The sequence below is a fragment of the Streptomyces sp. NPDC046716 genome (assembly GCF_040645755.1).
In the GTDB taxonomy this organism is placed as follows: Bacteria; Actinomycetota; Actinomycetes; order Streptomycetales; family Streptomycetaceae; genus Streptomyces.
Genome location: NZ_JBEYYU010000049.1, coordinates 1 through 12,193 on the forward strand (window position 1 = coordinate 1; position 12,193 = coordinate 12,193).

Genomic DNA, 12,193 nt, shown 5'->3' on the forward strand with positions numbered 1-12,193 from the left:
CCGGCATGCGCCGCCACCTCGCGGGCGGCACCGGCAACGAACTCGTCCCCGCCGGCGGCACCGGCGGCCGCGAACGGACGGGGCCCCACTCTCGTACGTACCCAACTGCCTGTGCCTGCCTGCCTGTTACCGCTGGAAGGACGACCGTAGATGCTGGTCGAGCCAGGCGGTCCATCCGGCCACGTCGATGTTGTCGTAGGGGAAGGTGAACGGTCCGAGCGACCCCGTGACCAGATCGAGCGAATCGTGGCGCGCGAAGAAGACCGACTCCACCTGTCCGCCGGGCCGCCGGTACTCCTGCGGGAACCACATCTCGATCTCCTGCCAGAAGTCGACCTGCGAGTTCTGACCGCCCTTGGGCGTCCCCTTCTTGACCTCGGCCTCGTCGAACCGGAACCCGAGATTCGAGTACGCCTGCAGCAGCGCGTCCTGCGCGGGCAGGGCATGCACCTGGATCTCGTCGAAGTCACCGGGGTCGACGGAGTTCTCGATGGACAGCTCCGTACGCACGGCCACCCGCGCCCCCTTGAGCGGACGCCCGCCGAGCACATGGGTCAGCGGCGTCTCCCACGGCACGTCCATGGTGACCTGCCCGTTGACCGAGTCCCCGGCGCGCAGCGCGACGCGCTCGCCGAGCACCAGCGACTTGAGGACACCGGGGTTGCCCCACAGCACCTCGGTCTCCTCCCGGTCCTCGAACCGGGCGACGAGCTGGATCCGGATCTGCTGCAGCTCGATGTCCACGGAACCGCCCCGCAGCTCCACATTGCAGTGCAACTGGTCACCCGGCCGCACGGCACTGGTGTTGAGCGTGGTCTCGACATCGGGCGCACCGACCCCGAGCGAACTGAGGAACTTGCGGAATGCCATGAAATCTCCCCCGAGCCGCTGGCCCCAGTGCCTGGGCGGTCCAGGCATGTCGCGACCCGCCCGGGCACCCTAACCGGCACTCACACCAGCAGGCTCGCGAAGCCCGCGAACATCAGCAGGACTCGGAAGACGATGGCGAGGACCAGCCCGATGCCGCCGATCACCCACAGCCAACTCTCCGTGCTGGTGGCCCACTTGGGCAGCGTCGCGGTGCCCTCGCTGTACGTCGGGCCGATGCCCTTCTTGGGGAAGTGGCCGGCGCCGACACAGGTGATGCTGTAGCCCAGGAAGATCATCGCGAAGAAGCCGAGGCACAGGCAGTTGGCGATCGACAGCCAGCTCGTGACGTAGAGACCGCCGTCGGAGGAGCGGTTGACGTCGATCTTGTAGCCCGGCTCGTAGCCCCGGTCGTAGTCCTGCTCGCGGATCTTGCCGATGGCGTCGCCGTCACCACCGCCCTGGTTCCCGTCCAGGACGAGCCGCGCGGACTTGTCCACGACCTCGCCGTCGGAGGAGCGGAACGTCCCCTCGCAGGCCAGTTCCCGTACGCGCTTGCTCGAATGCGAGCCGCTGGCGCGACCGCCGGAGCTGAACTGCGTGTCGCACGTGCTGATGGTCAACTCGCCCCGTGTCCCCACGAGGCCCGAGGACATCGCGGCGGTCGAGAACCCGTACCAGATGACCGCGAGCGCGGCGACGGCCACCGCGACGCCGAACCACCGCCCGATCGGCGAAGGCGGCTCGGGTGTGGTGGCGGTTCCCTCGGCGGGCGACGGCGAGGAAGCCGAGGGAGTCGAGGAGGGGGGAGGAACGGGCGAGGTGGGAGAGGTCATGTCGAAGATTCCGTGAGAGGCCCGGTGGTGGGGGGAATGCCAGGTCATCGGCACTTTAATGGGCGCCCGTGGCGGTACCAGGTGCGGGGCGTGAAGAGTGAGTGCCTGCTGCGCCGCCTGGTGATGTGGTCGACTACAGTACGACATTCGGCTCCGCGGAGCCGGTACTGGCAGGAGATCGGCAGGGGGAACAGGCCATGGCGGGCGCTGGGTACGACATCGACGCGGACGTTCTGAAGTCCCAGGGGCGGGTTTTCGCCCGTCTCGGTGAGGATTTCGGTTCCGCGGCGAAGAAGTCGGGCGACGCGATCGAGGAGCTCGAAGGCGGATTCGGTGACGACGACGCCGGAGTCGCCACCACGATCCTCGACTTCTACAAGCCGATCAGCGCCGGTATCCGTGACTCGCTGGAGCACCTCACGGAGGCCCTGAAGGGCGTCGGCGAGAAGCTGGACTCCATGGCCGAGCAGTACGACACGACTGAGCAGGATCATTACCAGGCGCTGATGCAGGCGTCCCAGAACCGCGGGGCCTGACCCCTCCCGATCGCTGAGGAGCAGGCACGTGGCCTGGGACGAGATCACCGTACTGCCGCCGGAACTCGACTGGATCCTGGACCTTCTCGGGTTCGACTGGCCGAATCTCAACGAAGTCAAGATGATCGAGGCCGCCAACGAGTGGCTTCAGCTCGGCCAGGCCGCGGCCGACGCGCAGACGCAGGGCAATGCGGCGGCCCAGCCGATCACCAGCTTCTCCGGCGACGCCGTCGAGAAGTTCACCGAGGAGTGGGGCAAGTTCGCGGACGCCGCCCTGGGCGTCGGCTACCTCGACGTGATCACGGTGGCCTCGGGCGCGCTGGCAGGGGCGCTCACGGCGTGCGCGGCCATCGTGGCCGAGATGAAGCTGGCCATCATCATCCAGCTTATCGATCTAGCCATCGAGTTCGCGGCGGCGCAGGCGAGCGCGGTCTTCACTCTCGGAGCGTCCGAGGCGGCCTTCGCCGCCCGCGTCGTCATGGTCAGGCAGCTCGTGGGTCGCCTGCTCAAGGAAGCCGCGCAGCGGGTCTGGCAGGCCATCCAGGAAGCTCTCAAGGAGCGGGTCGTCAAGGAGGCGAAGACCATCCTCGAGGACCTGGCCAAGGACACCCTGAAGTCCGTCGCCAGCGAGGCCGCGACGCAGAGCATCAAGGTGAGCCTCGGCGCCGGGGGCAGTGTCCAGGAGTCCCTCCTCGGATTCGGCGCCGCCGCCGTCAACCCTGCGATGGGCAAGGTGGCCGGCGAGATCTCGGTGAACGACGACGGCAACGGCTACGACTTCGAGGCCAAGGCCGGCGGAAAGGTCGTACAGGGCCTCGCGGCCGCCGACGCCGGCGACCCGAGCGGGCTGCGGACCGCCGTCCAGGGCGCCGGCGAGCTCTTCAACAACGCCACGGAGAAGCCGTCCGCGGAGTCGGGCACTTCGACACCCACCACGACGCCCACGTCCACGCCGTCCGAGCCGACGACGAGCACCCCGTCGGCACCGGCACCGGCTGCCGCTCCGACGCCGGCCGCAGCTTCGACGGGGGCGTCGGAGTCCGATCAGGTCCGCGCCACGTTCGGCTGACGCACCAACGAACCAGGTACGCATCCACAAGGGGGAGTCCCACACCATGAGCAACGGACCCGGAAACCGCGACCGCCTCGACGCGCTCGGCGAGCGCGACTATCCCATCGAGGACAAGAACCTCACAGAAGAGCAGAACGAGCACCTCACGGCGACGCTGCGCAAGGTCCGCGACATGCCGAACGCCCCGGCGCCGCTCCAGGACCTCGCGCGTCAACTCCTCTCCGGGCGGATGGAGTTGAAGGACGTGCTCGACAGTCCGGCCGGTCACCGCGCGCTCGGCGAGGGCCTCGCGCCGCTGCGTGAGCAGTGGAAGAACATGTCGCCGCAGGAGCGCCAGAAGGTGCGCGAGTACGACCCGGACGAGGACCCGAAGGGCGGCGGCGCCGTCCGCGACAGCCGGATCCGGTAGCGCCGGGAGAACGGGACCGTGACCGATTCCGCCGCCTGGGAGCGGCATCGCACCCGCCGCGACCACGTGAACCGGCGGCTGCGGGGCTGGCTCGTCGGAGGCGCCTTCGTCCTCGTCGGCGGCAGACTGGCGCTCTCCGGAATCGGCTGTCTCGACGGCCATCTCACGGTCTCGGCGCGCACCGGGTACGTCGCCGTGGAGTCCTGCGCGCCCTCCGGCGATCACTACGCCTGCACGGGCACCTTCAAGGACGACAAGAGCGGCGAGAAGACCGAAGGCGCGGTCCTGGAGCGCGATGCCACCGCCGTGCGCGGGGCCTGGCTGCCCGCTTTCCGGACGGACGGCGACGGGTACAAGGTCTCGTCCGACGGCGAACTCACCGTCGGAAAGCTCGCCCGCGCCCTCGCCTGGCTCGGCGGCGCGGCGCTGCTCCTCGCCGTGGGCGGCTTCTTCCTGCTCACCGGGTACATGCCGCGCGGCCGCTGGACCGAGCCCCGGTACCGCTTCGGCCGCGTCACGTTCGGAGAGGCCTGGCAGTTGCTCCGCGAGCGGCGCCCCGCCCTGCCGGTCCTCGGTACGCTCCTCGCGCTGTGCCCGCTGCTGGTCGGCGCGGGCTTCCTGGTGGCGGCGATGGCGTAGCCCGGACGCCGCCCCCCCCGCGCTAGAGCACGTACCCGAGAAGCAGTGACACCAGCGCCCCGAGCGCGCCGACCGCCCCGACCGCGATGACGACCGGCCGCGTCGCGCCACGGGCGGACGCGCGCCAGGCCTCGTTGTACGACACCTTGCACCCCTTGCCGGGGAAGTAGCCCGTGACCGTGCAGAAGATGCCGAGCGCGACGGCGATGAGCAGCGCGAAGGCGCCCGCGAAGTTGTACCCGGCGTGCTTGGCGTCGGAGACGACGTAGTCGAAGTCGCGGTCGGTGGAGACCGCCTCGCCTGCCTGGGTCACCGAGACCTTCTCGTCGGCGGCGTAGCGCATCTTGCCGTCCAGGACCGCGTTGATGTCCTTGGTCTTGCCGTCGTCCGAGGTGAACGTTCCGTAGCAGTCGTAGCTGCGCCGGGTCCGGTAGTGCCCGTGCGAGCGGTGCCGCTCGTACTTCACCGTGCACTTCTCGACCTTCAGCTCCCCGTGGGTGCCGCGCACCCCGGCCGCGTACAGGCCCTCCCAGCCGAAGAAACCGCTGAAGAGCAGTGCGACGACGATGATCCCGGCGCCGATCAGCCGGCCCAGGAACGGAACCTTGGGACCGGCCGGACCGCCCGCCGGGGGCTGCGGCGGGAACTGCTGCTGTGCCGGGGGCCCGAAAGACGGGGCCTGAGGCGGGGAGCCCTGAGGCGGCGGACCCCACGGCGGCGGTTGGGACTGGGGCTGCTGGTAAGGGTTCGGCTGGTGGTTGGCCATGTGGGGGTCTCGGGTTCCTCGCGGACGACGATGCGGACAGGGGCGCGGCCACGGCTGCACGGGTGAATGCGGACGGCAGGCCGCAGCACGTTAGCGCAGGTACATGGCGTGTGTGTGAGCACGTCGTGAGGATTGCGACAGCGGTGAATCACTGGTACGGGACGGCACTAGAGTGGCCCGGTCCGACGCGACACTGTTTTCAGGGGGAGCACATGGCAGGCACCGGTTTCGAGACCGATCCGGCGGTACTCAAGGACCAGGGCGGCGTCTTCACCGACCTCGGCGCCGACTTCAAGTCAGCCACCGAGAAGCTCAAGTCGGCGCTGGAGGCGGCCGAGTCCGACTGGGGCGAGGACGTCATCGGGACCTTCGCCGACATCTACGAGCCGGTGCGGGACGGCATGCTCGACTCGATGGAGCACCTCGCCTCGGAGCTCGACAAGATCGGCACCAATCTCGCGGTCATGGGCGCGCAGTACGAGCTGACCGAGGACGACCAGGCCCAGAGCATCGTCGCCTACGGCGCGCAGCGGCCCGACATCACGTACTGACACCGACCGGCGTACCGACTCGCACACACCCGCACACACACCTGACTCACGGGGCGACGGCCCGCTGCCGTCGCCGTCACCTAACACACGGGCGTACGCGTTCACGGGCGTACGCACACGGGGGAGCGACACACCATGGCCTTGATGCTGCCGTCCGAGATCGAGTGGGTCCTGGACCTGCTCGGCTACAGCTGGCCGGACGCCAACGAGGACAAGATCCACGAAGCGGCTCAGGCGTGGCGGGAGTTCGCCGAGGCGGTCCGCCAGGCACAGGGCACCGGAACCGGCGCGGCGCAGACCGTCTTCGGCGCCAACTCCGGTGAGGCGGTGGAGAGTTTCGGCGAGGCGTGGCAGAAGTTCTCGGGCCCCGGCGGCGGCTATCTGGAGGATGCCGCGCAGGCCGCCGAGATTCTGGCCTTCGCCCTCGACGCCGTGGCGCTGGTCGTCGTCGGCAGCAAGATCGCGGTGATCGCGCAGCTCATCGCCCTCGCCATCGAGATCGCCGCCGCGCAGGCGGCGGCGCCGTTCACCCTCGGTCTGTCGGAGATCGGCGCGGCGGGAGCCACCCAGGCGACCCGGCTCATCGTGCGCCGGCTGCTCGACGAGCTGAAGCAGCTGGTGATCAAGACGATCAAGGACGCCGTCGAGCAGGCCTCGGTGAAGGCGATCAAGGAGATGATCGTCGAGGTTCTGAAGGAGGCCGCCGTCGAGGCGGGCAAGTCGGCGGGCCAGAGCATCGTCGAGCAGGGCGTCAAGACGCACTTCGGCGCCCAGCAGAGCATCGACTTCGGCGCGGCGGCGGGAGCCGGCTACGACGCCTTCAAGGAGACGGCCGTCAGCGGCATCAAGGACGGCCTCCAGGAGAAGGTCGACGGGATCACGGGTCTCGCCGACCCGCAGACGTACATCGACGCGGGAACCGACCGTGCGACGGAAGTGGCGGGGAACCACGCCCAGTCGGGCCTGGACCGGCTGCGCGGAGGGACGGGCGCCGATGCGTCCGCGGAGGGCTCGGCGGCGACGTCGACAGCGTCAGGATCATCGACGGCGTCGGGATCGGCGTCGGCGTCCTCCTCCGGCACTTCGGCCGCCGCTTCCGCGGGTTCCTCGACCCCGGCCGCGGCGCCTGCGGAGCCCGCGCCCTCGGGGTCGGGGTCGAATACGACGGCGGAGGACGAGCGCGCCCGCGCGACGTTCGGCTGAAGCCTGTTGTGTTCGTGACAATGTGAGGGTCGTGTCACAGTGCAACCGATCACCGGGAACGGTCTTGGTGACCGTGTCAACTGTGACTAAAGTACAGTTGCGGCACTCTCGAGAAGTGCCCCCCGCGCCGGGTCTCCTGAGGAGCCCGTGAGCCGCGGGGACCGAAGTCGAATCTCATGGGGGCAAGTGGCCATGGCGGGTCAATTTAATGTCACGCACGAGGAGATGGTCGCGTTCAGCGGCCGCATCTCCCAGGTGAACGAGTCCGTCCAGGGCGAGATCCAGCGCCTGCAGACGGTGGTCGATTCGATCACCTCCGGCTGGAAGGGCACGGCGGCCACCGCGTACAACAACCTGCAGAACCAGGTGAACGAGGACGCGACCGCGCTGAACCGGGTCCTGAACGAGATCAAGGAAGCGATCGACGCGACGGCCAGCAACTACCAGTCGTCCGAGGAGGAGCAGGCCGCGTCCATCGGCCACATCTCCTCGGGTGCCGAGGCCTCCCCGTTCGGCTAGGCCGAACGGCATCGCTCGTCCTTCGGAGAGCTCGGCGTGAGCTCTTCGTGAGCCCGTAGAGCTTTCTCACCGTCCGTCCACAATCCCCCGGGGGAGACATCATGTCCGGTCAGGTTCTGGTCAATTTCCAGACCATTTCCCAGGCGTCCCAGGACGTCAAGTCCACCGCCAGCAACGTGCGCCAGCAGCTCGACGACCTCGAGGCCGGCGTCAAGCGCATCGCCGCGAGCTGGGAAGGTTCGGCCCAGGAGGGCTACCAGGCCAAGCAGAACGAGTGGGACCAGCGCGCCGCGTCCCTCCACTCGACGCTCGAGTCCATCGCCCGCGCCCTGGACACGGCCGCCCAGAACTACCAGCAGACCGAGCAGCGGAACACCAACGTCTGGTCGTGACGCTTCCTGCGTAGGCACGCAGCAAGCAGGGGCGGCAGGTGCACATGCACCTGCCGCCCCTGCGGCATTTCCGGAGCGAGGGTCAGTGGCCCTCGAGCCACGCGAGGCCCAGAGCCAGCGGCACCGTGGCGACGGCGATCGCAGCCGCCGTCGCCGTCATGCCGGGGCGGACCTCCCGATGGCCGACGACGCCCAGATATCCGGCGACCGGCGGGAGAAGGAACCCGATCAGGAGACTGAAGCGCCAGCCCTCTTCCGCGATGATGAAGACGCAGAGCGCCCAGCAGACCGGCACCGCCGCCAGGCACAGCATCCGTCCCTTGGACAGGAACCGGTCCAGGGCCTCACCGTCGCCACCGCCGAGAAAACTCATGCCCTACACCGCCTGGTTGTCGTAGGCGCTGCTGCCCACTTCGGGGAAGCCGTCCGCTGCCGAGAAGCCGTTGACCGCCGTCGAGAGGGTGAGAGCGATCGCGCTCAGGGCCGTCGCGAAGGTGTCGAACGCCTTGGACGCCTCCGCCCACATCCCCATGATCCGTATGGCCTGCGCCGCGGCCAGCGCGAACATCGCGACCGAGGCCGCCTGACCGCCGACGGGAATCGCGTTGACGGCCGCCGCCGCTGCCATGTTGACCATCCAGATCACCAGCAGGTCGCAGAACATCACCAGGAACGACTTCAGGAACTCCGCGAACTGGAAGGCCAATTGGGCCGCCTGCGCATAGCAGCTCTGGAGCGATTCGAAAGTCGCCTTGATCTCGTCGAGCTTCTTCGCGAATTCGTCGAAGTACACCGTGGCGGTGTCCGCCGCGTTGCCGTCCCAGGAGAGACCGACATTGCGGTTGCCCTTGCGGACGTTGGCGGCCAGGGCGTCGCAGCACGAGGCGAGGCTGCCCCAGGCGTCGGAGCAGTCGTTGTAGCCGTTCCAGTCGCCGAAGACCCAGTTGGTCACGATGCCGAAGGGGTCGAAGCCGAACAGCAGCTTGGACGCCTCCACGGCCATGGCGGAAGGGCTGCCGAAGTCGAGGGCGGTACCGAGGGTCTTCTGGACCGGGCTCATCTTGTACTCGTCGGCGTGCCCCGACCCGTACTCGACGAGCGGATTGCCGCTGTCGCCGCCCGGCTTCTTCAGTGCGCCGGCCGCGTCATTCGCGTCGGAGAAGTCCTGCGGGTCGCCGTCCGGGCCGAGGGACGGCGCCTTGGCACCCTGGGCACCGGCGTCGAAGCTCGCCGCCGCCTCCCGGTCCGTCTCCTGGTAGTACCCGGCGGAGCGGGTCAGTTCGCCCGCGGACGACTCCAGAACGCTCTTGACCTTCTCCAGGGCCTTCTTGGCCTCGCTCACATAGCGGTCGTGGTCGCCCGCGACGAGGTCCCAGGCATGGCCGCCCAGGGTTTCGTCGATCGTCGCGTACTTCCCCACGTACGACACCGCTTCCGCGCCGCCCTCCGCGGCACGCCCCACCAGCTTGCCGAAGCCGTCGATGGCGCCGGCGTCCACCCGAAAGCTCATGGGTCCCCCTGTTTGACGTGTCTGAAATGCCTGATGCGAGATGTGGTCGGTGCCGGTCGGTACCGGAGGCGAGGCGGGGTCAGTGCCGTGAGGTGCTCGTCAGTACAGGGACCAGCCGCTGCCGTCGTGGCGCGACCTGCCCGGTGCCGGACGCTCCTCCTGCTGCGTGCGCCGCTCTTCGTCCGCCTGCCGCTGCTCGTCGGCGATGCGGCGCTCACCCTCCGCCGCGAGTTCCTCGCGCTCGGCGTCGGACATCGCGGCCCACTTCTCGGCGACCGGCGCGGACTGCTCGACGGCCTGATCGGCGTAGGCGGACACGTCGGCCGCCTCCCGCAGCCCCATACGGCCGGAGAGGACCTCCTGCGCCATCTCCTTGAGTGCGCCGCCGCCCAGCCCCGAGGCGAGATGCTCGAGCGACTGCCGCAGGATCCTGGCCTGGGCGGGGTCCTGCCCGGTCATCTCCAGGAACTCGGAGTCGTCCACCGGCTTGTCGTGGGGATGCGGCACTGGGTACCTCGGCAGGTCGGTCGACGGACAGGAAAGAACCGCAACTTAGCAATACTTTCGTAAATTCCTCAACAGCCGACGCCGGAGTGGCAGACGGGAGCACCGGCCGGGAATCGGCTCAAACGGAGTCGCCCAGCGAAGCCAGCCCCGCCCCCAGACAAATGGCCGCGAACGCCCACCGTGTGCGCCCCATCCGGGCCAACGGCACGCCGCAGCCACCGACGACACCACCGACGAGGTAGAGCGCGGTCCACGCCCCGGCGCCGTCCTGGCCGAGCCGGACGCCGGTGAGGCCGACGGCGGCGAGTGCGACCACTGCGGCGATCGTGGCGTACACCCGGCGTGCCCGCCGGGCGTCGCGTCGCCGGTCCGCCGCGAGCTCCTGCCGTCCCTCGCTCCGGAACCGCGCGGCCGGCTCTTCGTCGTATTCCGTCCCACGGGTCATGCCGTGGACGGTAACGCCGCGGACCTCTGCCTGGTGGAGGTGACGACAGGTTCCCTACAATCCCTGCCCATGTCGATGAAGCCCGTGCAGGCTCCGGCGCCCACCGCCACAGTTGTCCGTACGGGTCAGCGCAACGCGAGCAGGATGCTGCCACTCGGCATCGTGCTGACGGCGGTGGGGCTGCTCGTCCTGTGCGCCGGGGTGGTGCTCGTCGCCGGCGTCGGCGACGGCGGGCCGCGGCTGCGGGGCATCGGCGGCATCGTGATCGGCCTGTTCATCCTCTTCATCGGCGTCACGAGCCTCATGTCGTCCTGGGCGTCGCGCCGTTCGACGGTGAGCATCGACCCGACGGGCCTGTGGGTGAGCGACGGCAAGGTGCGCAACGTCGTCCCCTGGCAGACCCTCGCCGGAGTCGGCCTCTACTGGAGCAGGTTCGGTCGCGGCGCGAAGGTCTACTCGATCGAGCTCTGCCCGTCGGACCCCATCGACCGCGACGACCCCGTCCTGTGGCCCCTGGTCCGCGACGAGGAGCCCCTGCGGCCGAACCTGCCGCGCCTGCGCTACCGTCTCCCCCTCCCGCCGAGTTCCCGGGACACGGTCGTCACGGCGATCCGGGCGCAGGTGCCCCAACTGTGGCTCGGCGAGGCGGAACGCGCGTCCGGGCACATCGGGATGCCCGACCGGAAGGGGCACCGGGAACGGATGCGGTGACACCCTCCGACCCGGCTCCCACCGGCCCACCTGCCCGGCAACGAAGGAATGACGCAATGCCCTCGGACAGCGCACTGCACCAACTGCTGAGCCGGGCCCGCGGCCCCATGGGCCCGGCCGTCGACCCCGGGCTGAGTCGGGCCGGGCTGAGTCGGGCCGGGCCGTGCTGAGCCGAGCCGGCCCGGATTGAACCGGGCCGGACGGAGCGCCGCGTTCCTTGCGTTCGAGCCGGGTCAGGCCCTCTCCACCGCAACCGCCGGAGCGCTGGCCGTCTCCTTGGCGAGGAGCCGGCCGGCGAGCGGCGCGAGGACCACGACGAGGGCGGTCCAGATCCGCCAGCCGCCGTTCACCGGCACGAGCAACGCGCCCACTGCGGCCACCGCGACCAGCAGCCCGGCCAGAAGCCCCACCGGCACCGTGCGCGGCCACAAAGCGCCGAGTTCCAGCAGCCGGGTCCGGCGACCGGCGTCGAGCGGAACCGGCCCGCGCGGCCCCGCGGCGATCCGGCTCGCGACGGCGCCGGGGACGCGGCCGGGCAGCTGCCAGCCGTCGTCGGCGACGAACTCCACGGCGGTCTTGGCCTTGCCGTCACCTCGCGGATTCCACACCAGCCAACCCGCACTGCCGGTGAGCAGGGGAGCCGCCGCCGTCAGCTTCGCCGAGACCACCAGCGGGACGTCGCCACCCGTCCCCGTACCGTCCTCTGTCGTCAGCATCAGGCACGCGTAACGGCTGGAGCCCTTCCCGCTCGTGCCCCCGTTCCGGGCATCGACGGCACCGCCGGTCTCCTCGACGTGCTCCGCCCGCCCCGTCACGGTCGCCCGCAGCGCCACCCAGTCACCGCCCACACGCCGCTCACGGCGGGGCCGCGACGCCACACCGGTCGCCACGGCCACCGCCAGCAGGACAGCGACGGTCCAAGCGACCGCGACGAAGAGAACGTTCCGGTAGGGCAGGGCACGCCCGTCGAGCTGCGCTTCGACGGCCTCGACGGAGACGTCACCGACCGCGCCGAGACCGGGCTGCTCGGGTGCATGGGCGACGGCGTACACCTCTCCCACCTCCCTGACTCCCTTGGCGTTGTACGCGCGGAACGTCGCGGGAACGTCTTCGCCGCCGTCCGCCGACGGCCCGTCAGAACCCCGGATCCCTTTAACAAGTCGGCAATGCCCTCAACTCCGCCACCAGGGAACGACTTTGCTCGACCCATAACCCCACCGGCCCAGCCAT

The 12,193-nt window shown here is 69.7% G+C and carries 18 protein-coding genes; 10 read left to right on the forward strand and 8 right to left on the reverse strand.

Annotated elements, in window-relative coordinates:
• Nucleotides 1-126: 126 nt before the first annotated feature.
• Together ABZ930_RS30075 and ABZ930_RS30080 are read right to left on the reverse strand one after the other, a co-directional pair.
• Nucleotides 127-870: a sporulation protein gene (locus ABZ930_RS30075; protein ID WP_361554518.1), complete on the reverse strand. Its 744-nt coding sequence runs from the start codon at nucleotides 868-870 to the stop codon at nucleotides 127-129.
• Nucleotides 871-950: 80 nt separating this feature from the next.
• The gene (locus tag ABZ930_RS30080) at nucleotides 951-1,490 is read right to left on the reverse strand and encodes a hypothetical protein (protein ID WP_361554521.1); all 540 of its coding nucleotides are present in this window, start codon (nucleotides 1,488-1,490) and stop codon (nucleotides 951-953) included.
• On the opposite strand from ABZ930_RS30080, the gene ABZ930_RS30085 reads away from it, so the two are divergent.
• From ABZ930_RS30085 to ABZ930_RS30105, 5 genes are all read left to right on the forward strand, one after another.
• On the forward strand, nucleotides 1,468-1,719 hold the full coding sequence (locus ABZ930_RS30085) for a hypothetical protein (RefSeq protein WP_361554524.1): 252 nt from the start codon (nucleotides 1,468-1,470) through the stop codon (nucleotides 1,717-1,719). The two genes, ABZ930_RS30080 and ABZ930_RS30085, sit on opposite strands and share 23 nt — an antisense overlap.
• A gap of 181 nt (nucleotides 1,720-1,900) precedes the next feature.
• Nucleotides 1,901-2,239 carry a hypothetical protein gene (locus ABZ930_RS30090; protein WP_361554527.1) on the forward strand — a complete coding sequence of 113 codons (339 nt, stop codon included), beginning with the start codon at nucleotides 1,901-1,903 and terminating at the stop codon, nucleotides 2,237-2,239.
• Nucleotides 2,240-2,267: 28 nt separating this feature from the next.
• Nucleotides 2,268-3,308 carry a hypothetical protein gene (locus ABZ930_RS30095; RefSeq protein WP_361554530.1) on the forward strand — a complete coding sequence of 347 codons (1,041 nt, stop codon included), beginning with the start codon at nucleotides 2,268-2,270 and terminating at the stop codon, nucleotides 3,306-3,308.
• A 46-nt stretch (nucleotides 3,309-3,354) separates the two neighbouring features.
• A complete protein-coding gene (locus ABZ930_RS30100; protein WP_361554533.1) occupies nucleotides 3,355-3,720 on the forward strand; it encodes a hypothetical protein in 366 nt (121 codons plus the stop codon).
• 18 nt (nucleotides 3,721-3,738) lie between these two features.
• Nucleotides 3,739-4,359: a hypothetical protein gene (locus ABZ930_RS30105; RefSeq protein ID WP_361554536.1), complete on the forward strand. Its 621-nt coding sequence runs from the start codon at nucleotides 3,739-3,741 to the stop codon at nucleotides 4,357-4,359.
• 22 nt (nucleotides 4,360-4,381) lie between these two features.
• Here ABZ930_RS30105 and ABZ930_RS30110 read toward each other — a convergent pair whose 3' ends face one another.
• On the reverse strand, nucleotides 4,382-5,125 hold the full coding sequence (locus tag ABZ930_RS30110) for a hypothetical protein (RefSeq protein WP_361554539.1): 744 nt from the start codon (nucleotides 5,123-5,125) through the stop codon (nucleotides 4,382-4,384).
• Between the two features lie 212 nt (nucleotides 5,126-5,337).
• Between ABZ930_RS30110 and ABZ930_RS30115 the strand changes: the two genes are divergently transcribed.
• From ABZ930_RS30115 to ABZ930_RS30130, 4 genes are all read left to right on the forward strand, one after another.
• Nucleotides 5,338-5,676, forward strand: coding sequence for a hypothetical protein (locus ABZ930_RS30115; RefSeq protein WP_361554542.1), 339 nt, complete (start codon nucleotides 5,338-5,340; stop codon nucleotides 5,674-5,676).
• 135 nt (nucleotides 5,677-5,811) lie between these two features.
• Nucleotides 5,812-6,879 carry a PE-PGRS family protein gene (locus ABZ930_RS30120; protein ID WP_361554545.1) on the forward strand — a complete coding sequence of 356 codons (1,068 nt, stop codon included), beginning with the start codon at nucleotides 5,812-5,814 and terminating at the stop codon, nucleotides 6,877-6,879.
• Between the two features lie 192 nt (nucleotides 6,880-7,071).
• On the forward strand, nucleotides 7,072-7,398 hold the full coding sequence (locus ABZ930_RS30125; RefSeq protein ID WP_361554548.1) for a WXG100 family type VII secretion target: 327 nt from the start codon (nucleotides 7,072-7,074) through the stop codon (nucleotides 7,396-7,398).
• Nucleotides 7,399-7,499: 101 nt separating this feature from the next.
• Entirely contained in the window at nucleotides 7,500-7,790 is a 291-nt protein-coding gene (locus ABZ930_RS30130) for a WXG100 family type VII secretion target (RefSeq protein WP_361554551.1), read from the forward strand.
• Nucleotides 7,791-7,872: 82 nt separating this feature from the next.
• On the opposite strand, the gene ABZ930_RS30135 is transcribed toward ABZ930_RS30130, so the two are convergent.
• The 4 genes from ABZ930_RS30135 to ABZ930_RS30150 all read right to left on the reverse strand — a co-directional run bounded on the left by ABZ930_RS30135 (nucleotide 7,873) and on the right by ABZ930_RS30150 (nucleotide 10,252).
• Nucleotides 7,873-8,163 (reverse strand): hypothetical protein, encoded by a 291-nt coding sequence (locus ABZ930_RS30135; protein WP_361554554.1) that lies wholly within the window; start codon nucleotides 8,161-8,163, stop codon nucleotides 7,873-7,875.
• Between the two features lie 3 nt (nucleotides 8,164-8,166).
• A complete protein-coding gene (locus tag ABZ930_RS30140; RefSeq protein WP_361554557.1) occupies nucleotides 8,167-9,300 on the reverse strand; it encodes a hypothetical protein in 1,134 nt (377 codons plus the stop codon).
• A gap of 99 nt (nucleotides 9,301-9,399) precedes the next feature.
• Nucleotides 9,400-9,807: a hypothetical protein gene (locus tag ABZ930_RS30145; protein WP_361554560.1), complete on the reverse strand. Its 408-nt coding sequence runs from the start codon at nucleotides 9,805-9,807 to the stop codon at nucleotides 9,400-9,402.
• Between the two features lie 118 nt (nucleotides 9,808-9,925).
• Nucleotides 9,926-10,252, reverse strand: coding sequence for a hypothetical protein (locus ABZ930_RS30150; protein WP_361554563.1), 327 nt, complete (start codon nucleotides 10,250-10,252; stop codon nucleotides 9,926-9,928).
• Nucleotides 10,253-10,321: 69 nt separating this feature from the next.
• Here ABZ930_RS30150 and ABZ930_RS30155 point away from each other — a divergent pair, with 69 nt between their 5' ends.
• Complete coding sequence (locus tag ABZ930_RS30155) at nucleotides 10,322-10,963, forward strand: hypothetical protein (RefSeq protein WP_361554566.1); 642 nt, start codon at nucleotides 10,322-10,324, stop codon at nucleotides 10,961-10,963.
• Between the two features lie 233 nt (nucleotides 10,964-11,196).
• Here ABZ930_RS30155 and ABZ930_RS30160 read toward each other — a convergent pair whose 3' ends face one another.
• The gene (locus tag ABZ930_RS30160; protein WP_361554568.1) at nucleotides 11,197-12,024 is read right to left on the reverse strand and encodes a hypothetical protein; all 828 of its coding nucleotides are present in this window, start codon (nucleotides 12,022-12,024) and stop codon (nucleotides 11,197-11,199) included.
• Nucleotides 12,025-12,193 lie beyond the last annotated feature (169 nt).